Annotated in this window: 23 protein-coding genes; 15 read left to right on the top strand and 8 right to left on the bottom strand. The window is 59.6% G+C overall.

Going from position 1 to position 24,228, the window contains the following annotated elements; all coding sequences use genetic code 11:
- Positions 1-19: 19 nt before the first annotated feature.
- Positions 20-1,414: an L-serine ammonia-lyase gene (locus HEP89_RS04045; protein WP_152508478.1), complete on the bottom strand. Its 1,395-nt coding sequence runs from the start codon at positions 1,412-1,414 to the stop codon at positions 20-22.
- Positions 1,415-1,663: 249 nt separating this feature from the next.
- Here HEP89_RS04045 and kynU point away from each other — a divergent pair, with 249 nt between their 5' ends.
- Entirely contained in the window at positions 1,664-2,884 is a 1,221-nt protein-coding gene (gene kynU / locus HEP89_RS04040) for a kynureninase (RefSeq protein WP_152504684.1), read from the top strand.
- On the opposite strand, the gene HEP89_RS04035 is transcribed toward kynU, so the two are convergent.
- Positions 2,877-4,955: a bifunctional diguanylate cyclase/phosphodiesterase gene (locus HEP89_RS04035; protein WP_055657546.1), complete on the bottom strand. Its 2,079-nt coding sequence runs from the start codon at positions 4,953-4,955 to the stop codon at positions 2,877-2,879. The genes kynU and HEP89_RS04035 overlap by 8 nt on opposite strands.
- 427 nt (positions 4,956-5,382) lie before the next feature.
- Between HEP89_RS04035 and kynB the strand changes: the two genes are divergently transcribed.
- The 10 genes from kynB (at position 5,383) to HEP89_RS03985 (ending at position 14,710) form a co-directional block, all read left to right on the top strand.
- The gene (gene kynB, locus HEP89_RS04030) at positions 5,383-6,012 is read left to right on the top strand and encodes an arylformamidase (protein WP_168691383.1); all 630 of its coding nucleotides are present in this window, start codon (positions 5,383-5,385) and stop codon (positions 6,010-6,012) included.
- Between the two features lie 69 nt (positions 6,013-6,081).
- Positions 6,082-6,852: an ABC transporter ATP-binding protein gene (locus tag HEP89_RS04025; protein ID WP_168691382.1), complete on the top strand. Its 771-nt coding sequence runs from the start codon at positions 6,082-6,084 to the stop codon at positions 6,850-6,852.
- The gene (locus tag HEP89_RS04020; protein WP_023002231.1) at positions 6,849-7,556 is read left to right on the top strand and encodes an ABC transporter ATP-binding protein; all 708 of its coding nucleotides are present in this window, start codon (positions 6,849-6,851) and stop codon (positions 7,554-7,556) included. Before HEP89_RS04025 ends, HEP89_RS04020 begins: the two co-directional genes overlap by 4 nt.
- A gap of 5 nt (positions 7,557-7,561) precedes the next feature.
- On the top strand, positions 7,562-8,434 hold the full coding sequence (locus tag HEP89_RS04015) for a branched-chain amino acid ABC transporter permease (RefSeq protein WP_023002230.1): 873 nt from the start codon (positions 7,562-7,564) through the stop codon (positions 8,432-8,434).
- A 13-nt stretch (positions 8,435-8,447) separates the two neighbouring features.
- Positions 8,448-9,434, top strand: a complete 987-nt coding sequence (locus HEP89_RS04010; protein WP_023002229.1) for a branched-chain amino acid ABC transporter permease — start codon at positions 8,448-8,450, stop codon at positions 9,432-9,434.
- A 93-nt stretch (positions 9,435-9,527) separates the two neighbouring features.
- Positions 9,528-10,733, top strand: a complete 1,206-nt coding sequence (locus HEP89_RS04005) for an ABC transporter substrate-binding protein (RefSeq protein ID WP_055657548.1) — start codon at positions 9,528-9,530, stop codon at positions 10,731-10,733.
- A gap of 323 nt (positions 10,734-11,056) precedes the next feature.
- On the top strand, positions 11,057-12,235 hold the full coding sequence (locus HEP89_RS04000) for an NAD(P)/FAD-dependent oxidoreductase (RefSeq protein ID WP_168691381.1): 1,179 nt from the start codon (positions 11,057-11,059) through the stop codon (positions 12,233-12,235).
- A 200-nt stretch (positions 12,236-12,435) separates the two neighbouring features.
- A complete protein-coding gene (locus HEP89_RS03995) occupies positions 12,436-13,503 on the top strand; it encodes a LacI family DNA-binding transcriptional regulator (protein WP_168691380.1) in 1,068 nt (355 codons plus the stop codon).
- Positions 13,504-13,604: 101 nt separating this feature from the next.
- Complete coding sequence (locus tag HEP89_RS03990; RefSeq protein ID WP_075283567.1) at positions 13,605-14,069, top strand: Rrf2 family transcriptional regulator; 465 nt, start codon at positions 13,605-13,607, stop codon at positions 14,067-14,069.
- A 425-nt stretch (positions 14,070-14,494) separates the two neighbouring features.
- Positions 14,495-14,710, top strand: a complete 216-nt coding sequence (locus tag HEP89_RS03985) for a hemin uptake protein HemP (RefSeq protein ID WP_062491931.1) — start codon at positions 14,495-14,497, stop codon at positions 14,708-14,710.
- Positions 14,711-14,826: 116 nt separating this feature from the next.
- On the opposite strand, the gene HEP89_RS03980 is transcribed toward HEP89_RS03985, so the two are convergent.
- Positions 14,827-16,020 (bottom strand): HD domain-containing phosphohydrolase, encoded by a 1,194-nt coding sequence (locus HEP89_RS03980; RefSeq protein WP_168691379.1) that lies wholly within the window; start codon positions 16,018-16,020, stop codon positions 14,827-14,829.
- Between the two features lie 176 nt (positions 16,021-16,196).
- Between HEP89_RS03980 and HEP89_RS03975 the strand changes: the two genes are divergently transcribed.
- Positions 16,197-17,444, top strand: a complete 1,248-nt coding sequence (locus HEP89_RS03975) for a TIGR03862 family flavoprotein (protein ID WP_168691378.1) — start codon at positions 16,197-16,199, stop codon at positions 17,442-17,444.
- A complete protein-coding gene (locus HEP89_RS03970) occupies positions 17,441-17,896 on the top strand; it encodes a YaiI/YqxD family protein (protein ID WP_077290824.1) in 456 nt (151 codons plus the stop codon). Before HEP89_RS03975 ends, HEP89_RS03970 begins: the two co-directional genes overlap by 4 nt.
- 55 nt (positions 17,897-17,951) lie before the next feature.
- Here the strand turns inward: HEP89_RS03970 and HEP89_RS29660 are convergent, their stop codons facing one another.
- Together HEP89_RS29660 and HEP89_RS03960 are read right to left on the bottom strand one after the other, a co-directional pair.
- Positions 17,952-18,821, bottom strand: a complete 870-nt coding sequence (locus HEP89_RS29660) for a hypothetical protein (RefSeq protein WP_197923136.1) — start codon at positions 18,819-18,821, stop codon at positions 17,952-17,954.
- Positions 18,822-19,130: 309 nt separating this feature from the next.
- Positions 19,131-19,496 carry a BA14K family protein gene (locus tag HEP89_RS03960; RefSeq protein ID WP_023002219.1) on the bottom strand — a complete coding sequence of 122 codons (366 nt, stop codon included), beginning with the start codon at positions 19,494-19,496 and terminating at the stop codon, positions 19,131-19,133.
- A gap of 383 nt (positions 19,497-19,879) precedes the next feature.
- On the opposite strand from HEP89_RS03960, the gene HEP89_RS03955 reads away from it, so the two are divergent.
- The gene (locus HEP89_RS03955; protein WP_006934329.1) at positions 19,880-20,092 is read left to right on the top strand and encodes a cold-shock protein; all 213 of its coding nucleotides are present in this window, start codon (positions 19,880-19,882) and stop codon (positions 20,090-20,092) included.
- A gap of 249 nt (positions 20,093-20,341) precedes the next feature.
- Here HEP89_RS03955 and choV read toward each other — a convergent pair whose 3' ends face one another.
- The 3 genes from choV to HEP89_RS03940 form a co-directional block, all read right to left on the bottom strand.
- Positions 20,342-21,385, bottom strand: a complete 1,044-nt coding sequence (gene choV, locus HEP89_RS03950; RefSeq protein ID WP_062490422.1) for a choline ABC transporter ATP-binding protein — start codon at positions 21,383-21,385, stop codon at positions 20,342-20,344.
- Complete coding sequence (choW, locus tag HEP89_RS03945; protein ID WP_055657561.1) at positions 21,382-22,224, bottom strand: choline ABC transporter permease subunit; 843 nt, start codon at positions 22,222-22,224, stop codon at positions 21,382-21,384. Before choW ends, choV begins: the two co-directional genes overlap by 4 nt.
- Positions 22,225-22,307: 83 nt before the next feature.
- On the bottom strand, positions 22,308-23,252 hold the full coding sequence (locus HEP89_RS03940) for a choline ABC transporter substrate-binding protein (protein WP_023002216.1): 945 nt from the start codon (positions 23,250-23,252) through the stop codon (positions 22,308-22,310).
- A 364-nt stretch (positions 23,253-23,616) separates the two neighbouring features.
- Between HEP89_RS03940 and betI the strand changes: the two genes are divergently transcribed.
- A complete protein-coding gene (gene betI, locus HEP89_RS03935; RefSeq protein WP_023002215.1) occupies positions 23,617-24,219 on the top strand; it encodes a transcriptional regulator BetI in 603 nt (200 codons plus the stop codon).
- The last annotated feature ends 9 nt before the right edge of the window (positions 24,220-24,228 follow it).

Genomic DNA, 24,228 nt, shown 5'->3' with positions numbered 1-24,228 from the left:
CCGGGCGGGAAAAGGCGGATCAGCATTCCACGATATTGACGGCCAGCCCGCCCTTCGAGGTTTCCTTGTACTGCTCCATCATGTCCATGCCGGTCTGGCGCATGGTCTCGATGCAGCCGTCCAGCGGCACGAAATGCGAACCGTCGCCACGAAGCGCCAGAGAGGCCGCCGTGACAGCCTTGACCGCACCAAGGGCATTGCGCTCGATGCAAGGGACCTGCACCAAGCCTGCAATCGGGTCGCAGGTCATGCCGAGGTGGTGTTCCAGGGCGATTTCCGCCGCATTCTCGATCTGCTCGTTGGTGCCACCAAGCGCTGCGCACAAACCGGCAGCCGCCATGGCAGAGGCCGAGCCGACTTCGCCCTGACAGCCAACTTCGGCACCTGAGATCGAGGCATTTGCCTTGATGATGCCGCCAACGGCTGCCGCCGTCAGCAGGAAGGTCCTGATGCCGGCCTGATCCGCGCCGGGGCAGTGATCAAGGTAATAGCGGGTCACGGCCGGAATGACCCCGGCAGCACCATTGGTCGGTGCCGTGACGACACGGCCTCCGGCAGCGTTTTCCTCGTTGACGGCCATGGCGTAGACGCCGAGCCAGTCGACCACGTTGTGCTCGAAAGGCGGGTTCGTACGGCCTTCGCGAATGAGCTTCTGGTAGATATCTGCGGCGCGGCGTTTCACTTTCAGGCCGCCGGGCAGAATGCCGGTCTGGGAAATGCCGCGGTTGATACAGGAATCCATTGCCGACCAAAGACGGTCGATGCCTTCTTCCACTTCAGCCTGGGGTTTGTCGCTGCATTCGTTGCGCAGCTTCATCTCGGCAATGGAAAGCTCCGCTTCCCGGCCCATCTCCAGCATCTGTTTGGCGTTGGCAAAGGGAAATGGCACATCCTGCTTGGCAAGCTCGTTGACCGGTTCGTTGCTTGTCTTGCGCAATTCGGATTCGCTGACCACGAAACCGCCGCCGATGGAATAATAGACAAAGGTGTCGATGACGGCGCCGGCAGCATCCAGAAGATGGAAGGTCATGCCATTGGCGTGCAGCGCCAGCGGAGGGCCATAGTCGAAGATGACATCCCGGGACGGTTCGAAATGCAGCTCCGGCAGGCCGTCTATCTTCAGCTTCTTGGTCTGCTCCAGCTCTTCCAGCATCGGGTCGACCTTGTCCGGATCGATGGAATCGGGCCTTGCTCCCAGCAGGCCGAGACACACGGCCTTGTCCGTGGCGTGGCCCTTGCCGGTGAAGGCAAGTGAGCCATGCAGGGTGACGGTCAGCCGAGTCGCACGGTTTTCCGCGCCGGACAGGCCCCGCACCCGGTCAAGGTAACGGTGAACGGCAACCATCGGGCCCACCGTGTGAGAACTGGACGGCCCGATGCCGATTTTGAAAATGTCGAAGACGCTGATGAACATCTCTTGAACCGCATATGTCAGATGCACCGGCCCTGCCGGCGCTTTGAGGTCACGCTAACAGATAGCGCCCGGATGTCCTCCATTCAAACGGGCATTTTTGTGTTATTTGCGACATGCGGCTGAAACAGACGTTTTCCCGTGCGGGTTGGAACCGGATCAAACGGTTCGCGGAAACAGTTGTTTGCGAAATGCCCCTTTGATAGCGTGCCGCTTCCTTTCAAATGCAACTATCCGACACAAGAGCTACTCATGACCTCGCAGCACCCGGCCGACACGGCAGATGTTCTGGCTTCCAAAAAACAGGCGTTTCAGATCCCGGACGGGGTCATCTATCTGGATGGCAATTCGCTTGGTGTGCTGCCGAAACACGTGCCCGCCCGCATTGCGCAGGTAATCAACGAGGAATGGGGCAACAGCCTGATCCGGGCCTGGAACACCCACAGCTGGATCGACCTTCCAGCCCGCACAGGTGACCGCATCGGCAAGTTGATCGGCGCACCGGCCGGGACGGTCGTCGCCTGCGACAGCACTTCTGTCAATGTGTTCAAGGTCCTTTCCGCAGCCCTGGCGCTGCGGCCGGAGCGCAAGGTCATTCTTTCCGACAACGGCAATTTCCCGACCGATCTTTATGTCGCCTCCGGCCTGAAGCAATTGCTCGACAAGGGACATGAACTGAAGGTTGTCGATCCGGAAGCGGTGAAGGACGCCATTGATGAAGACGTGGCGGTGGTGATGCTGACGCAGGTCGACTACCGCACCGGCCGGGTTCATGACATGGCGGATATCACCCGCGCGGCCCATGAAGCAGGTGCCCTGGCGATGTGGGACCTTGCCCACTCTGCCGGTGCGATCCCGGTCGATCTTCACGGGGCTGGAGCGGATTTTGCCGTTGGTTGCGGATACAAGTATCTGAATGGAGGCCCGGGTGCTCCGGCATTTCTGTATGTCGCCCCCGAGCACCAGGACAAGGTCACCTCGCCGCTGACCGGCTGGATGGGGCATGAGGCCCCCTTCGCGTTCGATCTCGACTACAGGCCGGTTTCCGGCATCAGCCGGATGACGGTCGGCACGCCCGCCATTCTTGCGCTTTCGAGCCTTCATGCGGCCCTTGATGTCTTCGAGGATGTCGACATGGCGGACATCCGCCGCAAGTCCGTTTCACTCAGCGAGTTGTTCATCGCTGAAGTCGAGGCCAAGTGCCCGCAACTGGAACTGGCCAGCCCGCGGGATCCGAATGCCCGCGGCAGCCAGGTCTCGTTCCGCTTCAAGGAAGGTTACGCCGTCATGCAGGCGCTGATCGACCGCGGCGTGATCGGTGATTTCCGGGCGCCTGACGTGATGCGCTTTGGCTTCACGCCGCTGTACCTGTCGCATCAGGACATTGTCGACGCGGTTGAGATCCTGAAGGATATTCTGGATACGGAAAGCTGGAACCGGCCGGAGTTCAAGACCCGCGCAAAGGTCACATAGCTGCGACGCGAACCTGGGCCTGCAGCATGTCGATAAACTGCTGCTCGGGCACCGGTTTGGAATAGAGGAAGCCCTGGAAACGGTTGCAACCGTTTTCAGACAGCCAGGCCCGCTGTTCAACGGTTTCCACCCCTTCGGCGACAACGCTGGCATCAAGCGCTGATGCCAGCGACAGGATCAGCTTCACGATGGCACCGCCGGTGGCAATGTCGTTCATGAACATCCGGTCGATCTTGATACCGTCGATCGGATAGTTGTGCAGATAGGCAAGGTTTGAATAGCCGGTGCCGAAATCATCGATAACGATCCGGTAGCCGGCGGCTTTCAGCTTCGTCAGGGATTCGTAGGCATGCGGAATATCGCCAAGCAGAACGCTTTCGGTGATTTCCAGCGAGATGTCGTTCGCATTGCAGCCGGTTTCCTTCGGCAGGCTCTGCATGCGTGCAACAAAGGTGGGGTCCGAAAGCTGCTTGGGTGAGACGTTCATCGACAGCGGTACGGAAACGTTCAGCAGCTTGAGCCCGGACTGCATGTAGGCAACATTCCGGCTGACCCAGGTGCCGATCTCGTTGATGAGGCCCGTTTCCTCGGCAACAGGCACGAAGTCGTCGGGACTGACCAGGCCTTTTTCGGGGTGCTGCCAGCGCAACAGGGCCTCGGCGCCGACAACACGTTGGGTGCGGGTGCAGGCAATCGGCTGGTAATACAGCAGGAATTCATTCTCGCGGATTGCCCGTTCGAGATCCTTCTTCAGGGACATGTGCTTGTCCCGGAGTTTGCGCATGAATTCCTTGTAGCGGACGCATTTGTTCTTCCGCTCCGACTTGGCCTGGTAAAGCGCAAGGTCCGCATGACGCATGAGCTGGTCGATGTCCGTACCGTCGGCCGGATAATGGGCATAGCCGATGCTCAGCCCGACATGACGAGGCTTGCCCTCAATCAGATGCGGACTGGTAAAGGCCTGCAGCAGCGCCTGTCCGAACCAGTCCGGTCGCGGGCTTTCGGGCGAGGACAGGTGGCAGATCAGAAATTCGTCGCCGCCAAGCCGCGCGACAATGTCGTTGTTTCCGGCCAGATCCTTCAGTTTGGATGCAACAAGCTGAAGAAGATGGTCGCCTGCAGCATGGCCAAGCGTGTCGTTGACCATCTTGAAGTCGTCCAGATCCACGAGATAAAGCGTTGCGATCAGGTTGTTGTCCTTCGCAGTCTGCCTCACATGCGACAGGCGTTCCTTCAGATAGGTCCGGTTTGACAGCCCTGTCAGCGCATCATGGCTCGCAAGATACTGGGCGCGTTCCTTGGTCTGGTGAAGCTCCGTGACATCGATCTCGCTCAGCAGAAAGGCAGGCTTTCCTGTTACGGCGTCATGGCAGCGGCGGATGGTGATTTCGTGCCAGCGCAGGCCGTCGCTCGTCCGGACCTCCGCCACGAACTTGGTCGTGGCTTTTTCCGTGAGGACGCCCATCACGTTCTTGGCGAGCACCTGATCGATGAAATGATCCCACAAGGTGCACGCGAGATCGGTGCAGGCTGCCCTCGCGGCCGTGTTGCGGTAAAGAGGTTGCCCGTCTTCGGAGAACAGCGAGATCATCACCGTGGTGTGCATCAGCGCTTCGGCGCTTCGGAGCGTTTCCGGCTGTTGCTCGTGATGCGGACGGCCTTCGCATAGCAGCGCCATACGACCGTCATTCAGCCGGATGCCGCTCATGACAACCTGCAGGACCTGAGCCTTGCCATTCGGATAGAGTGTCCAGATCTCCGAAAAGCTCACGTCATGCTTGGTGAAATCCTGCTGGTACTGCCGCAGGCGCTGTTCCACCGAATGGGACATGTCCGAGCCCATGTCGCGTGCCCGCAGCTCTTCCAGCGATTCGGCATCGGTAATCTCAAGCGCCTTGCGATTGGCCCACACAATACATTTCTCGTCGAAATCGAAAATCCAGATACCGGTGTCGAGACGATCGTAAATCGAAAAGATCAGCTCCTGATCCACCCTGCCGTCATCGAGTGTAAAAGGCAGGGACGCTTTCCTTTTTTCGGTTGCCCGCTGCGTCTGGGAAAGATCGGACATGTGTGACAGGGTCGTTCTCCGGGATGAACGCATTCGAAATCAGAAATCATGACGGACGAAGCCGCCAGTTCGTGTCTGGCAACGCAAATTTGCAACTTTGCAGAAGTGTAAGGAACGTGAATATATCATTCAATTTAAAATCGGGAAAACCGCTGACAAACTTAACGAGATCTGGTGATACTTTCAGTTTCTGAATTTAGAATAGTGCCGATAGATAAAACTTGCATCAAACGCCAACAGATTGTTGTGCGACACCTTGGATGCCGGATTTGAGCTTTCCCCGATTGCAAAAGGCCGTATCGCGCTGGTTTTGCGCCAGCTGACTGCCTGTCGCCGGCGTGTCCGCTCAGCTTTACAACACTTGCCAGCCATGGTTGTTTCAAACTGTCTGAAACGCGGCAATTGCCCTTCAGCAGGATATTTCAAGATGACGGATCTGTTCGACATCACGCCGCCCGTGCGGCCGGGTATGGCGGTCTATCCCGGCGACGCGCCTTATCGCAGCTCCTGGACGGCGACGATCTCAGGAGACTGCCCGGTGAATGTCGGCGAGTTTTCCATGTCGAGCCATTGCGGAGCCCATGCCGATGCACCCCTGCACTACGACCCGGACGGTCTGACGATCGATCAGCTTGATCTACATGATTTCGTCGGACCGGCCCGGCTGATCGATGCACGCGGTTCTGGTCCGCTTTGCCAGCCCGAAGAGCTGGAAGCGTTCCTTGAAGGCTGCCCGCCCCGAGTGCTTGTGCGGCTTGCCGAAGAACGAGACGTTACGGTCTGGCCGGCAGGCTACAGGGCTCTGGCACCGGAAACCATGAGCCTGCTGGCGGACGCCGGTGTCAAGTTGGTCGGCGTGGATGTGCCCTCCGTCGACCCGGATCCTTCCGAAACCCTGCCCAGTCACGGGATCGCCCGTTCCCGTGACATGCTGATTCTGGAAAATCTTGCTCTTTCTGCGGTGGAACCCGGTGATTATGAGTTGATTGCGCTGCCAATGAAGTTAGAAGGGCTGGACGCCGCGCCGGTTCGGGCCATTTTGCGCCCGCTCCGCTAATCCCGGGAAACGGGAAAGCGCGGCCGGAATAAGAAAAAGACTGACCGTTGGGAGCGGCAAGGAGCGTGAATGCTGGAGCTTGATCAGCTCGTTATGGATTTCAGCGGATTCCGGGCGGTGAATGGCTGCTCGTTCCACGTCGAGGAAGGCAGTATCACCGGATTGATCGGCCCGAACGGGGCTGGCAAGACGACGCTTTTCAACCTGATCGCAGGGGCACTGCAACCGACAAGCGGACGCATCCGGTTTCTGGGCGAGGACGTCACCAGCCTGGCCAGCCATGAGCTGTTTCACAAGGGACTGGTGCGGACATTCCAGATCCCGCATGAATTTCACAAGCTGACGGCGCTGGAAAACCTGATGATGGTGCCGCCGTCTCAGCCGGGCGAAAGCCTGTTTTCCAATTGGCTCGCCTGGGGGCGGGTGAAGGCTGCCGAGGCCGAGGTCGAGAAAAAGGCCTATGAGACCCTGGCGTTCCTGGAGCTGACGCACGTCGCGCACGAGCCGGCCGGCAACCTTTCCGGTGGCCAGAAGAAGCTTCTGGAACTGGGCCGCACCATGATGACCGATGCCAGACTTGTGCTGCTCGACGAACCGGCGGCGGGCGTCAATCGCACCCTGCTTCGCAAGCTCGAGACCAAGATCGAGATCCTGAACAAGGAGCGCGGCTACACGTTCATCCTGATCGAGCATGACATGGAAATGATCGAGAAACTCTGCGATCCCGTTGTGTGCATGGCCGAGGGCAGGGTGTTGATCCAGGGCGATTTCCAGACCGTGCGGTCCAATCCTCAGGTGCTGGAAGCCTATTTGGGCGAAACCACGGGAGATGCCGCATGACAGCGCTTCTTTCCATGGACGGCATCACCGGAGGCTATGGTGACGCCGACATCCTTCAGGACGTCTCCATGCATGTGGATGCGGACGAGATCGTCGTCATCGTCGGCCCGAATGGTGCCGGCAAGTCCACAGCCATGAAATCCGTTTTCGGTCTCCTGACCATCCGCGGCGGTCGCATGCTGTTCGACGGCGACGACATCACCAGTTGGGCTCCCAACCGCATCGTCCAGCGCGGCATCTGCTATGTCCCGCAGGTCGACAACATTTTCCGCGAGATGTCGATCCACGAGAACCTGGAGATGGGCGGCTTCCTGAAGAAGGGTGACCTCAGCGCTGCCTATGACCGGGTCTACACCCTGTTTCCGGACCTGAAGGAACGCCGCAAGACGCTTGCAGGGTCCCTGTCGGGCGGGCAGCGGCAGATGGTGGCGATGGGCCGGGCGCTGATGCTCGATCCGAAGCTTCTGCTTCTCGACGAACCGACCGCCGGGCTTTCGCCCAAATACATGGAACAGATCTTCCAGATCTGCCGGGACGTGCGCGACACCGGTGTCGCCATTCTCCTGGTGGAGCAGCACGCCAAGCAGGCGCTTGCCTTTGCCGACCGGGGCTATGTCCTGGCCGCCGGCAAAAACCGCCACGAAGGTAGTGGTGCCGACCTCTTGGCCGACCGTGAAGTCGCCGAAATGTTCCTGGGGGGCTGAGCGGTATGGATTTTCTTGAGCTCATCAATTTCTACGTCATTCCGGGCATCGTGCTCGGCTCGATCTATGCACTTGGCGCCGTTGGCATCACGCTGATCTTCGCCATCCTGCGCTACGCCCATCTGGCGCATGGTGATCTGGCGACGCTTGGTGCCTTCATTGCGCTAGCGGTTGTCACCGGTCTTGGCGTCTCGCCACTGCTGGCCTTGCCGATCGCCATCATCGCAACCGCCGCCGTTGCCGTCGGCATCGACAAGGTGTTCTATGAACATCTGCGCGAGCGGCCGAAAATCGTCACCGTGATGGCCTCGCTCGGCATAGCGCTTATGATCCGCGCCGTGGTGCAGGTGGTCTGGGGTGTCGATACGGAAACCTATTCCCGCGGCATCGTCCGTCCGGAAAATTATTTCGGCCTGCGCATCCGTGACCGTGAAATCCTGACGGTCATCGCCATGCTCGCGCTTGTCGGCGGACTGCAGCTGTTCCTGACCCGCTCCAAGTGGGGCAAGGCCATGCGCGCCATGTCGGACAACCCCAATCTGGCTTTGCTCTCTGGCATCGACAACAAGAAGGTCGTGATGCTGACCTGGGTGATTGCAGGTGGTCTGTGTGCTGCCTCCGGTGTCTTCCTCGGCCTCAACACGGAACTGAAGTCGCTGATGGGCTGGCAGATGCTGCTGCCGATGTTCGCTGCCGCCATCCTGGGCGGGGTCGGCCGGATCGAGGGGGCCGTGCTTGGCGGGCTGATCGTCGGTATCGCCGAGGAGCTGTCGGTTCTGGTGATCCCGAGCGAATACAAGGCCGCAATGGCCTTCGCCATCCTGTTGTTCATGCTGCTTGTGCGCCCGACCGGGCTGCTCAAGGGCAAAGTGCTGTAAGGGGAGGGAGAAAATGGAATATCTCGGTCTTCTCAACTACGCCCTCTTCATGGCGATCTTCATCGGCATCTACGCGCTGCTGGCGCTGGGGCTCAACATTCAATGGGGCTTTGCCGGTCTGTTCAACGCCGGCATTGCCGGGTTCTTCGCAGTTGGCGCCTATACCTCCGCGATCCTGACGACAGAACATGCCGACGGCCGTATCGGCGGCTTTGACATGCCGTTCTTCGTCGGCTGGATCGGGGCAATGCTTGCCGCAGCTCTCGTGGCCTGGCCTATCGGCAAGATCTGTCTGCGGTTCCGGTCCGACTATCTGGCGATTGCCTCCATCGGGATTGCGGAAATCATTCGACTTGTGGTCAAGTCCGAACCGGTGCTGACCAATGGTGCCCGCGGTATTTCCGGTATTCCGCGCCCTGCGGCGGAGTTTCCGTCACTGGCGCAGGAAAGCGCCTACATGGCGTCTCAGGCTGCCTATCTTGCCATTGTCATCGTCGTTCTGATTGCGGCTTACCTGCTGGTCGAGCGTCAGTTCAACGCGCCCTGGGGTCGCATGATGCGCGCCATCCGCGACAATGAAGGCGCCGCCAAGGCCATGGGCAAGGATGTCGAGTTCCGCCGCCTGCAGGCCTTCATTTTCGGCTCGGCCCTGATGGGGCTGGGTGGTGCGCTGTTCGCGCATTTCAACCGCTCGATCACCCCGGAAGCCATCGACCCGATGGTCGCGACCTTCCTGGTCTGGATCATGCTGATCCTTGGAGGCTCCGGCAACAACCGCGGCGCCATTCTGGGAGCTGCGGTGGTCTGGATCATCTGGTCGATGTCGGAAATCGCAACTGACCGCCTGCCGACGGAATATGCCATCCAGGCCAAATATATTCGCCTGTTCCTGATCGGCCTGATGCTGCAGCTGGTGCTGCGCTTCCGGCCGGAAGGCCTGCTGCCGGAACCGCTGAGAGGCGACCGGCGTGCAACAAGATCCGGTGCGGATCACACTTAGGTCCGTTCCTCAGGCTAGCTTCCCGGTATCGGGAGGCGGAGCCTCGAAAATCCAAACTCCCGGCGAAGACCGGAATAATGAGGAGGTACTTTGATGAAAACCAAGATTCTCGCGCTTGCAGCCGGTCTGATGACCGCAACCGCGCTGGCATCCGTGCCGGCAAAGGCCGATGTCAAGATCGGCTTGCTCGGTGGCATCTCCGGCCCGATCGCAGCCATGGCTCCGGCCATGATCGACGCCGCGCAGCTGGCCTTTCAGCAGGTCAACGAGCAGGGCGGCATCGGCGACGGCGAAAAGCTGGTCGGTGTTGTCGGCGACAGCGCCTGCAATCCGCAGAACGGCACTGATGCCGCAACCAAGGCCGTGAACATCGAAGGCGTCATCGGCGTCGTCGGTCCGCATTGCTCGGGCGCGGTTCTGGCTGCAGCCGGTTCCGTTACCATTCCGGCTGGTATCACCATGATCACGCCGTCCGGCACCTCGCCGGAAATCTCCACCCTCGACGACAAGGGCACCGTGTTCCGCACCGTGCCGTCCGACGACTATCAGGGCCGTGCACTGGCACGTACCCTGAAGGAGCAGGGCTACGAGAAGGTCGCCGTCGCTTACCTCAACAACGACTACGGCACCGGTCTTGCCAACGCGTTCAAGGCGGAATTCGTCGATGAACTCAGCGGTGAAATCACGCAGTTCGCGGCGCATGAGGAAGGCAAGGCCTCCTACCGTTCCAACCTTGCCGAACTCGCCAAGGGCGGCGCGGACACGCTGGTGATCTTCGACTACGGCGACGGCACCGGCCTCACCATCCTGCGTCAGGCTCTCGAAAACGGCTTCTTCGACAAGTTCGTCGGCGGCGACGGCATGAAGTCCGAAGCAGTCATCAACGAGCTGGGTGCCGAAAACCTGGCCACGTTCGTTTCGTCCTCGCCGGTTGGCGAACAGTCCGAATCCCTCGACATCTTCAACGAAGCCTTCAAGGGCATCGGCGGCGATCCGGATGCGATCTTTGCCACCACGTCCTATGACGCGGCGTTCCTGCTGGCATTGGCGGTCGAAAAGGCCGGCGGCAAGAAGGAAGACGTTGCAGCGGCAATGGCCGAAGTCTCCAACGGCGAAGGTGAAGCGATCCGTCCGGGCGAGTGGAAGAAGGCCAAGGAACTGATCGCAGCCGGCACGGCCATCGACTACAAGGGCGCAGCCGGCGACCACAACTTCGATGAAAAGGGCGACGTCCCGGGCACCTACGCCCTTTGGGAAGTCGGTGCGAATGGCTTCGAAGTCCTGACCGAAATGAAATAAGCGACTTCGCAAGAAGCGTTTTTAAGAGACCGGCGACCTGAAAGGGTCGCCGGTTTTTCTGTTTCCATCGCTTCGGTTCCCGTCGTCATTCCGGACAAGCGAGGCAAAGCCGAACGCAGATCCGGAAACCAGACATATTTCGCGCTGAAAGCGCGGCTGCTTCCTTTTCTGTCAAACAAGAGTTCGCTCATGCTCACGCTTACGCGCTGGCTTCCGGATCGGCGTGCAGCATTGGCTGCGCTTGTCCGGAAAGACGGAGGGGCAGGGAAAACAAGCTCACATCTCCCTTACCCCCTCCCGAAATTCCCGCTATACACCCCGCCATGCGTGATCTGGATGTTCTTGTGCTTGGTGGCGGTGCCGCGGGGCTGATGTGTGCGATTGAGGCGGCAAAGCGCGGGCGCAAGGTGCTCGTGATCGACCATGCCAGAAACCCGGCGGAGAAAATTCGCATTTCCGGCGGAGGGCGCTGCAACTTCACGAATATTCATTGTTCGCCGGCTAATTTCCTCTCCCGGAACCCGAGGTTCTGCGTCTCCGCGCTGAAGCGCTATACCCAGCAGGACTTCCTGAAACTGGTCGAAAAACACCGCATTTCCTGGCACGAGAAGACACTCGGCCAGCTCTTTTGCGACAACAGCGCCAAGGACATCATTCGGATGCTGCTGGCCGAGCTGGAAGCGGCCGGCGGCATGTTACAGCTGGAAACGGACATCAAGGCGATTGAAAAGCCGGACGACCGGTTTTCCGTGTCAACGTCCAAAGGGCCGTTGCGGGCGGCATCGCTTGTTGTGGCGACAGGCGGGCCTTCGATCCCCAAGATGGGCGCGACTGGCTTCGGCTATGATCTGGCCAAGCGCTTCGGCCACAACGTGATTGCCCCGCGCGCGGCGCTGGTGCCGCTGACCTTTTCCGATACCAACAAGGAACTGTGCGGCCGGCTTGCCGGTGTCTCGGTGGATGCGGTCGTTTCGTTCCAGAAGACGTCCTTTCGCGAAGGCCTGCTCTTCACGCATCGTGGTCTGTCCGGGCCGTCGGTGCTGCAGATTTCGTCCTATTGGCAGGAAGGCAAGCCGATCTCGGTCAACTTGTCGCCTGAGGCCGACGTCTTCGAAGCCTTGCGGAGTGCCCGACAGGAGAACCCGAAACAGGATTTGAAGACCGCGCTGGGGGGACTGCTGCCCAACAGGCTGGCTGACGAACTTTCGCAGGCGTTTGCCCTGAAAGGCCGTCTGGCCGACCAGTCGGACAAGGTCCTGCGCCGGGCGGCAGAACAGTTGAACCGCTGGCAGCTGACGCCGGTCGGCACCGAAGGCTACCGCACGGCGGAAGTCACGCTTGGTGGCGTGAACACAAAGGAACTCTCCTCCAAGACCATGGAAAGCACGAAGGTGCCGGGCCTCTATTTCATCGGTGAGGTGGTCGATGTCACCGGCCATCTCGGCGGCTTCAATTTCCAGTGGGCCTGGTCGTCCGGTCATGCCGCCGGGCAGGTGGCCTGAGTTTCGTAATCATCAATTGGTAGAAGACTTTGCGCGGCGCAGCATTTTTTGATGATCGCCCCTCAAAGCTGGTTATAGTGGCTTGAAAGAAGGCTTGGAACCAAGCCGCTCTTTCACCGTTGCCTTGAGTGTCCTCTTCCCGCGGAAAAGGTCTGTGCCGGTGCGAAGTAACGGCAAATGGCTGACGTCCGGGGGGATGAATGAAGCGCGTAACGATCCACGATGTGGCCGAAACAGCGGGTGTCAGCCTGGCAACGGTTGATCGTGTCCTCAACGGGCGGCCGGGTGTCCGGAAGGTCACCATCGAAAAGGTCAAGCAGGCCGTCGAGGCGCTGAACTACAAACCGGATGTCTTTGCCGCCGGCCTTGCCAAGAAACGGGTCTACCGCCTGCACTTCCTCATTCCAAATGGCCCGAACGCCTTCATGGAAGACCTGACTCGCGAAGCGCTGTCCCACGCCGAAACCATGAGCGGTGACCGCATGCATGTGCATGTCGAGCCCATCGACGCCTTCGACGGGCACAGGGTGGCCGGTACGCTTGCGATCCTCGACCGCTCGCAGTGCGACGGTGTCGCGGTGGTCGCGCCCGCGTTCCCGGAGGTTCAGGCAGCCATCGACCGGTTGCAGGACAGGGGGGTGCCCGTCGTGACGCTGGTCTCCGATCATCCTTCCTCCAGCCGCCAGCATTTTGTCGGCATCGACAACGTCGCCGCCGGGCGCACCGCCGGACGGTTGCTAGGTCGCTTCCTGCCCAGATCCCCGGCCAAAGTCGCCATCATTGCCGGATCGCTTGGCCTTCGCGATCATGCGGAGCGCTATCAGGGCTGCCGGGCGGTCATAGAGCAGGACTATCCCCATCTGGAATTGCTGAAGGTGCGTGAGGGGAGGGACGACAACGCCCGCAATGCGGACCTGATGCGAAAGCTTCTTGCGGAACATCCCGATCTTGCCGGGCTCTACAATATCGGCGCGGGCAACCGCGGCACGATTGCGGCCCTGAAGGAAAGCGGCCGCAGCCAGGGCATCGTCTTTGTCGGACACGAACTGACGCCCTACACGCGCGAAGCGCTTCAGGACGACGTGCTGGATGCGGTGATCGCGCAGGACCCGGGTCACGAGATCCGCAGCGCCATCCGCGTCCTGAAAGCGCTTTGTGATGGTGTGCCAATCATCGAAGGGCAGGAGCGTATCGGCATCGATGTATTCCTGAAGGACAATCTGCCCGGGGATCTGGAGCCATCAGACACCGCCGGACGACCTGTCTGATCCCGGCAACGGGGCGTCTTTCCGGCATTCCTGCCTAAAAGTCGCCTCTCACACTCAAATTTTGAATTGACCTTTCAGATCGCGCACCTCATATCTATGGCATGCGTTTGACACAACAGACAAACTATGCCGTGCGCGCGCTGATGTACTGCGCCGTCAACCCGGACAAACCAAGCAAGGTCGCGGATATCGCGGCCAGCTTCGACATGTCCGAAACCCACCTGTTCAAGATCATGAAGGTTCTGGTCGATGCAAATCTGATCAAGACCATTCGTGGCCGGAACGGCGGGGTCATGCTGGCTCGTCCGGCAGAGAATATTTCGGTTGGCGAAGTTGTCCGCGCCGCCGAGGAAAGCTTCCTTCTTGCCGAATGTTTCGACAGTGGCCGCAAGGATTGCCCGCTCATCATGTCCTGCGGCTTCAATGGCCTGCTGCATGAAGCGCTCGAGGCGTTCATGGAAGTTCTGGACGGCAAGTCGATTGCCGACCTTTCGGAGGACCGCTTCGGCATGCGCGATCTCCTGAAGATCGAAATGACCAAGGCTCCGATCGCGGCCAACGCGTAAGGTTTTGTCGACATAAAAAGTTTCGAAGGCGCCACCATCCGGTCGGCGCCTTTTTCGTTTCGTATGTCTCGAACATGTGACGATTGGTCGGGAAAAGGAAAGGCATGCCACGCGACTTGCGCGGGCGCTCTCAAAGAAAAGGCCGGGCTGGCTTGCCGCTGAGGGAGAGGAGAGGGCGGTTGGCTGGCCTGGCATTTGTCACTCCGGTTGCCCGGAGGTCCTGTCTAATCCGAAACCAGAGGACGCGATTTCCGGTTCCGTTTCGATCAGGCATTGCCTTGATAGGAAAACTTGAGTATGAGTGTCAAGTATAAAGTTGAGTTTGAAACTCATCTTTTGATTCCGATGTCCCACCGCTCCGCTAAGAAGCTGATTTTTTGAACAGTTTCAGGAGCAACACAAAGGCCAAGGACCGATTGCGCGCAATGACACCGACCGCCAACAGCCAGAAGCACCGCCTCTCCCTGGGTTCCAGCAGCCGCGCTACGCGCGCCTTTGCGGCAACACCGCCGCGTGAGCAGAAATCGGAGCTCGACACGCGCGACCTGTTCAGCGGCCAGCGCCAGATCCAGATCCGCCACAACGACGAAACCTACCGTCTGTCGATCACCAAGCAGGGCAAGTTGATCCTGACGAAATGATTTTGCCGGGCTGACATCCCTTCCCTTTTGCGGGGAAGGGGTGCGGCAGAGGGAGCGCCCTCTCTATAGACTGCGATATGCCCGGCGCTCTCACCACAGCCTTTCGTTCTCCACCTTCAAGCCGTATCGATCAGAGCTTCTTCGGGTGCCGAATGGCGTTCGACGCGGATGGGTTGGCGCACGCCTGCGGCCTGGTGGAAATGTTCCAGCCGCCGGATGGTGGTGGGCGTCAGCATGTGGCCGCGGGACAGAACCAGTTCGTGACCGGTTTCGGTCAAGGCGTCGTCGATCAGCACATCACCCGGCCGCAGAGAGCGGATGTAGCATTCGGCAACAAGTCTTTTGCGCTCCTCCGGCACGTCATCCATCAGCGTTTCCTTGGCCAGCTCCAGCAGCATCGGATCGTATTTGCGCTTGTTGATGGTAAGCGCCTCGAAGGCCGCTGCATCCGGTCCGCTTTCCGGGCTTGCATACCACAGATCCGTCAAGAGCTTGAGGATGCGGGCAATCATCGGGATTTCCTTGCCCGTCGGCCCGTCCTTGGGGAAACCCGAGCCGTCGAAACCGCGGCCGGATAGAAACAGGTATTCGGAGACTTTCTCCAGTTGCGGTATGTTCTTCAAAAGATCCCGGGTCTGGTCCGGTGCCCGGTCCAAGATATTGCGCTCCTGCTCGGTCAGGCCGCGTGCGGCCCGGTAGCGGGCAAGGATCTGTTTCGGCAGCAACGCCTCGCCAAGCGGTGACAACATCACCGACATTTCCAGTTCCCAGGTTTTCTTCATCCCCAGGCGTTTGGCCAGCCGCAGGGCCTGTTTGCGAACCGTGCTCGTGCGCCGGAACGCTTCCGGGTGGAAGAGCGCCAGCATGTCGATCAACAACTTGACGGATCCGGCAAGTGTCCGCTCCAGCAGCGCGCGGTCCTTGGCGAGCTGAAAATGATGGGAAAGAGCTGTTTCCATGGCGCTGGCCAGATCTGTCGATTGACAGGGCTTTTCCAGATACATGAAGGCATGGGCCTCATTGAGCGTCTTTTTGATCGCATCTGCCGAGTTTTCCCGGGTCAGCATGACCCGCGCGGCTTGAGGCACAATGGTCTCCGCTGCTCGCAGAAAGGCCGTTCCGCCGCGGCCCGGCAGATTGAAACAGGAAAAAATGACGGCTGTGCCATGGTTCTGCTTCAGAAACTGCAATGCAGCTTCCGTTTCGGAAAAGCAGGCAACCCTCATGTGACTGCCGAACAGGCGTTCAAAGCCTGCCTGAACGTCCTTGTCCGGATCGGCAACGACTACCAGGTCCGTGCCTTTTTCCATTCACGGCTCCTTTCACAGGAAGCAGACCCGCCGGGAAAACTTCCGCAGGTACACCCCCTGGATGATATTCTCATGAGACTGATAACAAATACTTGCAATAATTCTCGACATACCAACACCGGCTCTGATGAAAATCGATGGTGGTCTTTGCCGCCCGCCTTGAACTATAAGGCCGCATGTTCGACGTCCTGATTGCCGGTGCCGGTCCGGCTGGCCTCTTTGCTGCGGAGCGCCTGTCCGAAAACGGGTATAGCGTTGTGGTTATCGACCGCATGCCCTCGCCCGCGCGCAAGTTCCTGATGGCTGGCCGCGGCGGCCTGAACCTGACCCACAGCGAAGACCTGACCGCGTTCCTCGCGCGCTACCGGCAGGCCGAACCCTTTTTGGCGCCCTTGATTCAGGAATTTCCGCCCGAAAGGCTGCGTCGCTGGTGCGAAGACCTTGGCGAAGAAAGCTTTGTCGGCAGTAGCGGACGGGTCTTCCCGAAATCCATGAAGGCCTCCCCCTTGCTGCGCGCCTGGTTGCGCCGGCTGGATGCCAATGGCGTCCGCCTGCTGACCCGGCATGCACTTTTTGCCATTGAAGGAGACGGACCGCTTCAACTCAGGACACGGGATGAAACTGCCGCCGAAGACACTGAAGGCGCCCTGCAATCCCTCACTGCACGTGCCTGCCTTCTGACCATGGGTGGTGCAAGTTGGCCGAAGCTCGGTTCCAACGCCGCGTGGGTGCCGATGCTGGAAGAACGCGGTGTTCGCATCAACCGGTTCCAGCCGGCAAATTGCGGCTTTCAGACCGGCTGGAGCGATTTCTTGAAAGAACGGTTTGCAGGTACGCCGCTCAAACGTATCGCCCTGTCCCATGGCGGGAAAAGGGTGCAAGGGGAGGCGGTCTTGACGGCTCAGGGCCTTGAAGGTGGTGCCGTCTACGCCTTGTCCGCCGAACTGCGCGAAACAATCAACGAAACCGGTTCGGCGACACTGCACATTGATCTGCGGCCGCAGGCCGGAATTGAGGAGCTGGCAGCGAAACTCTCAAGACCCCGGGGCAAGCAGTCTGCAGCCACGTTCCTCAAGAAGGTCCTTCGGCTGAGCCCCGTTGAAATGGCGCTGCTGCGCGAAGCCGGCGATGTCCCTTCCGATCCGGAAAGCCTCGCACGCTGCATCAAGGCCGTTCCCGTTGTTCTGGACGCGCCCTATTCCATCGACCGGGCGATCTCTTCCGCCGGTGGCATCGCGCTGGACGAACTGGACGAAGGCATGATGCTCAAGAAGATGCCCGGCATCTTTGCCGCTGGTGAAATGCTGGACTGGGAAGCGCCGACGGGCGGCTATCTGCTGCAGGCGTGTTTTGCGACAGGTGCCCGGGCAGCAGCCGGCATTGCGGCCTTTCTCCAAAGCTCGAAAGGAGAGCAAACAACATGACCGTGCTCTACATCGACGCCGATGCCTGTCCGGTCAAGGACGAAGCCGTTCGCGTGGGCGAGCGCCACAATGTTGAGATCAAGTTCGTTTCCAACAGCTGGATGCGGCTTCCCGAAGGCGATCTGATCGAGCGGGTTGTCGTTCCTGAAGGGCCGGACGAAGCCGACAACTGGATCGCGGAACGTGCGGTGGCGGGTGATGTTGTGGTGACGGCCGATGTGCCGCTTGCGGCACGCTGTGTGAAGGCGGGCGCTCTTGTCATCGGTCCGACAGGCAAGCCGTTTCGCGAGGATGCCATCGGCATGCGCCTTGCCATGCGGGATCTCAACACGCATCTGCGTGAAATAGGCGAGATCCGCGAAAGCGGGCCTGGCTTCACCAAGGCCGACAGATCGCGCTTTCTGAACCAGCTTGAGACCACCATGCGCGCGGCAAAGCGAATGTTGGCCTGATGCCGGCAGCGCCGGTTTTTGCTTGCCGGAGGCCCTTTTGATGCAAGCCAAGTAGCTACAGAGGCGGAGGCGTCCCGTTAGGTTGCTGGGTCGGATTGTCCTTGTGCTGTTTGAACTTCATGATCGCGCCCAGGGTAAAACCCAGATGTCCGAGTGTCATCACATTAGCGATCGGGGGATCATCCTCCCGGTGGCGACGGATAAGGGACTTGGACTTGCCGCCGAAATAGATGCTGACGCCTGCAAGTGCGTAGGCTTCGCCGCCTTCGCGCAGGGCCGCGCGCGCAAACAGGCTGGGTTGAAGCTGCGTATCACGTAGAGGTGCCCATTCGACGCCGAGCCCCCCGGATGCATCACCACCCGACACCCTGCCAGACACAGACAGGGCCAGGTTCTCGTCAGGATACCAGGTGAGTTTCGAGCCGGCCACGAACGTGGCATCGAGATCATATCTGAATTGACTGCGTCCGTTAGTTTCGATCGCGCGGCTGCCATCGGTCACCCCGACGACGCCCCCGAGTGTGATTGGACCCCAGTATCGCTCGGCCTCGACGCCAGCGGAAAACACGTCGACACCCTGGTAAGCGTCGAGATGGGAATACGAACCTTCAAGGCCGATCATGCCGGTTGACGGATCTCGCCAGAACAGATGTGCCCCGGCGCCGTAATAGGCGGATTGTCCTGCAAAGGGTTCATCGTAGCCACCGACACCGGCATCAAGCTGCAGGCCGAACCTGTGTCCGAGCGGCATCGTGATTGCGCCTTCCACACCTCCAACCGCGCTTCCGTCGGAACTGCCGCCAGTGACGGACATCTTGCCGCTGATCCCGTCTACGGCAGGTAGCGTCTGTTGTGAGTTTGCGGGCGTAATCGTCATGCACAGCGCAGTGAGCGGCAGCAGCACACCAAGGTATTTCGCAATCATGTGTTTCCCCCAGCCCGATCGGAAGAGATGTAGCGGAAGCGCCGAGGACATCTGGATGATCGGAAGGTATTTCTCCGTTCTAGGAAGACGGAGAAGACTTGAAAAACACAAGTAATTGCAATTTAAGATGATGTAAAACGCTCAATTCTAACCAATTCTTTCAGAGAGTCGGCGTTCCATCAAATAAGGATTCCAGTTATTGATCGCATTCAAACAAAAAACTCCCTGCAAGGAGGGGAGGAAACCCTTGCAGGGAGTGGCCGGTGGCCTTTTCAGGCCGGTTATGGCCCGGCGAAGTTGGAAACTGCCTTACTGGCAGAAGCGGTACTGTCCGGAATAGGACAGGAAGTAGCCGGTGTTCGGATTGAACGAACGATACTTGCGGCTGCAGTAATTGTACCAGGCCGGGCTCCACGGAGCCGGACGGTAGATGACCGGGGCCGGAGCCGGTGCCGGATAGTAGGCCGGTGGGGCCGGATAGTAGGCCGGGGGCGGAGCGACATAACGCGGTTGGGAAAGTGCTGACCCGAGGATCGCGCCGGCGGCAAGGCCGCTGGCGACGCCGACACCGACCTGCCAGCCCTTGGCGGCATGTGCGGGTGTGGCCTGAGAGGTCAGTGTGACGCCGGCAACAAGAGCCAGCGCAGAGGCGGTAACTGCAAACTTCTTGAACATGACGGTGTCCCTTCCAGTGTCGTGAGGCCCTGCTGTCCGCCTCAACTCATGAGACGAAACTAACCCGCCCCCCGGTCGGGCTCTGTGACTGGTGTCACAAGCTGTCACTTTGTCACCGAAACAGGATTTATCGGCTTTGTGGCCTCGGTTTGACCACTGCAAAAATCTTTCGCTTGCCGTAAGCGCCACCTGGACCTACATTATTCTCCATCGGTACGCGTTGTGCCGTACGGGACTGACGAAAGACCCGGTGAGACTGACTTCGGCAGGGCTCCATCAAGCGCTGCTCTGAATTTCCAAGCTTTCCGTTTCTTGTTGACTTCTCGTTTATCCGCGCCTGCCGGAAACGGGATGGCGCATCCAACCAGCGGAAAGGTTTCTCCATGCGCGAGAACGGCACCATTAAATTCTTCAACCATGACCGTGGCTTCGGCTTCATCACTCCGGAAAACGGTTCCAAGGACGTTTTCGTCCACATCACCGCATTCGAGCAGGCCGGTATCGGAACGCCCGTCGAAGGCGCGAAGATCTCCTTCGTTGCTGAAGACGACCGTCGTGGCCGCGGCAAGCAGGCTGCTCAGCTCGAGCTGCTCTAAGGTTTCAGGCTGCGGCCTCCGTCCGGGGACGGCTGGCGCGGATTGAACAACGAAAAACGGGACCGAAAGGTCCCGTTTTTTGTTTGTTTTTGAGGATGAAACCAAGCCTCGTATCTTCACCCACTCAGCGCTGTCTCGAGGGATGGGCGGCAACCTCCTGAACAAGTGGCCCATCCTTCGAGACGGGACCTGGCGGTCCTCCTCAGGATGAGGCTCAATGTGCGGAAAAACCCCAAATCACCGCACGCCTTACGCCATGCAGTCCAGCAGTTCCTTCTCGCCAATGACACCGACGATGGAGCCGCTTGCTTTCACGACGACCGGATCCTTGCTGGACTTTTTCAGCTGTGCGACTTCACGCACCGAAGCGTCGGCATCGCAGGTCAGGGCGCTGGCGAGCGAGCCCGGCAAGCTGCCGGGAGGCACCATGATGTCGCGCGCGCGCAGCACGTTCAGCGGGTTCATGTGGCTGACGAATTCAGCCACATAGTCGGTTGCCGGCGACTTGACGATTTCCTGCGACGTGCCCAGCTGGATCACCCGTCCACCTTCCATGATTGCGATGCGCGAGCCGATCTTGGCCGCTTCATCGAGATCGTGGCTGACGAAGATGATGGTCCGGTTGAGTTCCTTCTGCAGGTCGAGCAATTCGTCCTGCAGCTTGTCGCGGATGAGCGGGTCGAGAGCCGAGAACGGTTCGTCCATCAGCAGAAGCGGCGCGTCGGTCGCAAAGGCGCGAGCGAGGCCAACGCGCTGCTGCATGCCGCCCGATAGCTCGTGTACGTGCTTTTCGCCCCAGCCGTTCAGGCCAACCAGCTTGAGCTGCGCCTCTACCTTTGCGGCTCGCTCCTTTGCGGGCATGCCGGCAAGCTCCAGGCCAAAGCCGACGTTTTCCGCCACCGTGCGCCAGGGCAGAAGACCGAACTGCTGGAACACCATGCCGATCCGGTGCCGGCGCAATTCTCTCAGATCGTTTTCAGAGCAGGTTTCGGGATTGACGTAACGCTTGCCGTCATGAACCTGCACCTCACCCCGGATGACCGGGTTAAGTCCGTTGACGGCCCGGAGCAGCGTCGACTTGCCGGAGCCGGACAGCCCCATCAGTACGATGACTTCGCCTTCGTAGATGTCGAAGGTCGCACCGGCGACACCGAGGATCTGGCCGGTTTCTGCCTGGATTTCCTGACGGGTCTTGCCGGCATCGATCAGCGGCAGAGCCGTGTGAGGCTTTTCGCCGAAAACGATGTCGACGTCCTTGAAGGAAACGACAGCCGATTTGTTGGTCTCGCTCATCGTTTGCCCCCCTCTTCGGCGCGGAAGAAGCGGTCAAGCACGATGGCGATCAGGACGATACAGACACCAACTTCGAAACCTTGGGCGATATTCACCGTGTTCAGGGCGCGCAACGTCGGCACGCCGAGGCCGTCCGCACCGACAAGGGCGGCAATCACGACCATCGATAGCGACAGCATGATCGTCTGCGTCAGGCCAGCCATGATCTGCGGCAGGGCGTAGGGCAGCTCGATTTTCCAGAGCAGCTGCGATTTGGTGGCTCCAAAGGCCTTTCCGGCTTCGATCAGCGCGGTCGGCGTCGAGGAAACGCCGAGCTGCGTCAGGCGGATCGGTGCGGGAATGGCAAAGATGACGGTCGCGATGAGACCGGGCACCATGCCGAGACCGAATAGGATCAGTGCCGGGATCAGGTAAACGAAGGTCGGGATGGTTTGCATCAGGTCCAGCACGGGACGAAGTGCGGCGTAGAACCGGGGGCGATGCGCGGCCAGCACACCGACAGGCACGCCGACCACCATACAGACCACGGACGCGGCAACCACCAGCGCCAGGGTTTCCGTCGTTTCTTCCCAGTAGCCCTGGTTGATAATCAGCAGCAGGGAAATTGCCACGAAAGCCGCAAAGGAAATGGTCCTGTGGACCAGGTAGCCGATGGCGACGGCGACAACAACGATGACCAATGGATGCGGCGTCTGCAGCAACCAGAGGATTCCGTCTATCAGCGTTTCGAGAATTGCCGAGATTCCGTCAAACACCCAATAGGCGTTGTCGGTGAGCCAATCGACCAAGGTGCGCGCCCACGGCCCGATCGGCAGCTTGTGTTCTGTGAGCCAGTCCACGCCACTGCTCCGGTATTATTGTTCTTGGAAAACCAGTGGCGCCGGGCAGGAGACCCGCACCGGCGCCAGATTTTGGTCAGCGATCAGAGACCGAGAGCCCCTTTGACGGCCGCGAAACTGTCGCCGCCATCAAAAGTCTTCACGCCGACGAGCCAGTTTTCGAAGGTTGCCGGATGCTCCTTCAACCAGGCGGCTGCCGCCTTGTTGGGATCCTCACCCTCGATCAGGATGGCACCCATGATCTCGTTTTCCATGGGCAGCGAGAATTCCAGGTTTTCAAGCAGCTTGCCGACGTTCGGGCATTCCTTGACATAGCCGGCACGCACGTTGGTGTAGACGGTGGCTCCGCCATAGTTCGGGCCGAAAATGTCGTCGCCGCCTTCAAGATACTTCATCTTGAAATTGGCGTTCATCGGGTGCGGTTCCCAGCCGAGGAAGACAATGTCCGCCTCGCGGCGGTTTGCACGGGCGACCTGCGCAAGCATGCCCTGCTCGGAGGACTCCACCACTTCGAAGCCTTCCAGTTCGAAGAGGTTTTCATCGATCATGCCGATGATCAGGCGGTTGCCGTCATTGCCCGGCTCGATGCCGTAGATCTTGCCGTCGAGATCGTCCTTGAACTTGGCGATGTCCTGGAAGCTCTTCAGGCCTTTTTCGTAGGTGTATTCCGGAACGGCAAGCGTGTACTTCGCGCCTTCCAGGTTGGCCCGGACCGTTTCCACGGAGCCGTCTTCGCGATAGGCCTTGATGTCACCTTCCATGGTCGGCATCCAGTTGCCGAGGAAGATGTCGATGTCCTTGTTCTTCAGCGACGCATAGGTCACCGGAACGGACAGGATTTTAACTTCCGGCTTGTAGCCGAGCGCTTCTAGGACGACCGAGGTTGCGGCGGTCGTTGCCGTGATGTCAGTCCAGCCGACGTCGGAGAAGCGAACCGTCTGGCAGCTTTCCGGATCGTTTGCCAGGGCGGTTCCCGTGAGCATCAGCCCGAGCGCCAGGCCTCCAGCGAGTTTCGCTGCTACTTTCATATGTATACCTCCTATGGAAAGTCTGTTTTCTTGTTTTTCTGCAGGGCATGGGGTGTCAGTGTGGTTCTAACGCCCTCAGTTTCCTCTGCCCACAGCCTGCCTAACCTAGATCCAAACATCCACGGGAAAAAATTGCAAGTTTTCATTGATTGACTGATCAATTAAAAATAAAACTTGGATGTGAGACGAACGCGGCAAGGCGCATTCAGAGGCTCTTGAGAAGGCTTTTCCTTCTCCTTGACGCTGCTGCACCATGATCGTGACGATCGGTAACCGGACTTGTTCTTGTCCGGATGTGCCGCTGTCTGATCATCGCCAGAAACGCTGAGCCGAATTCTTCTCTCGCCCTGTGTCGGAGGTTGAAATGCCCAAGGTCGGAATGGAAGCGGAACGGCGGCGCAGTCTGATTGACGCGACGGTCGATGCCATACACGAACGCGGCTATAGCGACGTGACCATGGCGCAGATCGCAAAGCGCGCAGGCGTTTCCGGCGGTCTCGTGCATCACTATTTCGGCTCAAAGGACCAGTTGCTTGCCGCAACGATGCGCCATCTCCTGACCGAACTCGGCCGGGCGATCCGCGAGAGCCTGGAAAAGGCGGAGACCCCACGCGAGCGTATTTCGGCAATCATTGCAGGCAACTTTGCGGTCGACCAGTTTCAGCCCGCCGTGATCGCGGCCTGGCTCGCCTTCTACGTTCAGTCGCGTACCACCGACAGCAACAATCGTCTTTTGAATATCTATTCGGCAAGGCTTGCCTCGAACCTGACCCACAACCTGAGGGCCTTCATGCCTCAGGACGAAGCACGCCGGATTGCCGAAGGCACGGCGTCGATGATTGACGGCGTCTGGATCCGGCAAGCCCTGCGCGACGGCAAGACCGACCGGCCGGCCGCGATCGAGCTGGTCGAGGACTATGTGGAAACCCAGATTGCCGTCCACCTGGCGCGCAACACCAAGAATTGAGCAGCTAGG

The sequence above is a fragment of the Labrenzia sp. 5N genome, from assembly GCF_012395805.1.
Taxonomy (GTDB): Bacteria; Pseudomonadota; Alphaproteobacteria; order Rhizobiales; family Stappiaceae; genus Roseibium; species Roseibium algicola.
This window is presented reverse-complemented; position numbering and strand designations above follow the sequence as displayed.

Excerpts from the sequence above, each read along its gene's own strand:
- HEP89_RS04015 (WP_023002230.1), top strand. The coding sequence starts at position 7,562 with ATGGATTTTCTTGAGCTCATCAATTTCTACGTCATTCCGGGCATCGTG.
- HEP89_RS04010 (WP_023002229.1), top strand. The coding sequence starts at position 8,448 with ATGGAATATCTCGGTCTTCTCAACTACGCCCTCTTCATGGCGATCTTC.
- HEP89_RS03990 (WP_075283567.1), top strand. The coding sequence starts at position 13,605 with ATGCGTTTGACACAACAGACAAACTATGCCGTGCGCGCGCTGATGTAC.
- HEP89_RS04005 (WP_055657548.1), top strand. The coding sequence starts at position 9,528 with ATGAAAACCAAGATTCTCGCGCTTGCAGCCGGTCTGATGACCGCAACC.
- HEP89_RS04020 (WP_023002231.1), top strand. The coding sequence starts at position 6,849 with ATGACAGCGCTTCTTTCCATGGACGGCATCACCGGAGGCTATGGTGAC.
- HEP89_RS03985 (WP_062491931.1), top strand. The coding sequence starts at position 14,495 with ATGACACCGACCGCCAACAGCCAGAAGCACCGCCTCTCCCTGGGTTCC.
- HEP89_RS03980 (WP_168691379.1), bottom strand. The coding sequence starts at position 16,020 with ATGGAAAAAGGCACGGACCTGGTAGTCGTTGCCGATCCGGACAAGGAC.
- HEP89_RS04045 (WP_152508478.1), bottom strand. The coding sequence starts at position 1,414 with ATGTTCATCAGCGTCTTCGACATTTTCAAAATCGGCATCGGGCCGTCC.
- HEP89_RS03995 (WP_168691380.1), top strand. The coding sequence starts at position 12,436 with ATGAAGCGCGTAACGATCCACGATGTGGCCGAAACAGCGGGTGTCAGC.
- HEP89_RS04025 (WP_168691382.1), top strand. The coding sequence starts at position 6,082 with ATGCTGGAGCTTGATCAGCTCGTTATGGATTTCAGCGGATTCCGGGCG.
- HEP89_RS03940 (WP_023002216.1), bottom strand. The coding sequence starts at position 23,252 with ATGAAAGTAGCAGCGAAACTCGCTGGAGGCCTGGCGCTCGGGCTGATG.
- HEP89_RS04000 (WP_168691381.1), top strand. The coding sequence starts at position 11,057 with ATGCGTGATCTGGATGTTCTTGTGCTTGGTGGCGGTGCCGCGGGGCTG.
- HEP89_RS03975 (WP_168691378.1), top strand. The coding sequence starts at position 16,197 with ATGTTCGACGTCCTGATTGCCGGTGCCGGTCCGGCTGGCCTCTTTGCT.
- choV (WP_062490422.1), bottom strand. The coding sequence starts at position 21,385 with ATGAGCGAGACCAACAAATCGGCTGTCGTTTCCTTCAAGGACGTCGAC.
- HEP89_RS03970 (WP_077290824.1), top strand. The coding sequence starts at position 17,441 with ATGACCGTGCTCTACATCGACGCCGATGCCTGTCCGGTCAAGGACGAA.
- kynU (WP_152504684.1), top strand. The coding sequence starts at position 1,664 with ATGACCTCGCAGCACCCGGCCGACACGGCAGATGTTCTGGCTTCCAAA.
- HEP89_RS04035 (WP_055657546.1), bottom strand. The coding sequence starts at position 4,955 with ATGTCCGATCTTTCCCAGACGCAGCGGGCAACCGAAAAAAGGAAAGCG.
- kynB (WP_168691383.1), top strand. The coding sequence starts at position 5,383 with ATGACGGATCTGTTCGACATCACGCCGCCCGTGCGGCCGGGTATGGCG.
- betI (WP_023002215.1), top strand. The coding sequence starts at position 23,617 with ATGCCCAAGGTCGGAATGGAAGCGGAACGGCGGCGCAGTCTGATTGAC.
- HEP89_RS03955 (WP_006934329.1), top strand. The coding sequence starts at position 19,880 with ATGCGCGAGAACGGCACCATTAAATTCTTCAACCATGACCGTGGCTTC.
- HEP89_RS03960 (WP_023002219.1), bottom strand. The coding sequence starts at position 19,496 with ATGTTCAAGAAGTTTGCAGTTACCGCCTCTGCGCTGGCTCTTGTTGCC.
- HEP89_RS29660 (WP_197923136.1), bottom strand. The coding sequence starts at position 18,821 with ATGATTGCGAAATACCTTGGTGTGCTGCTGCCGCTCACTGCGCTGTGC.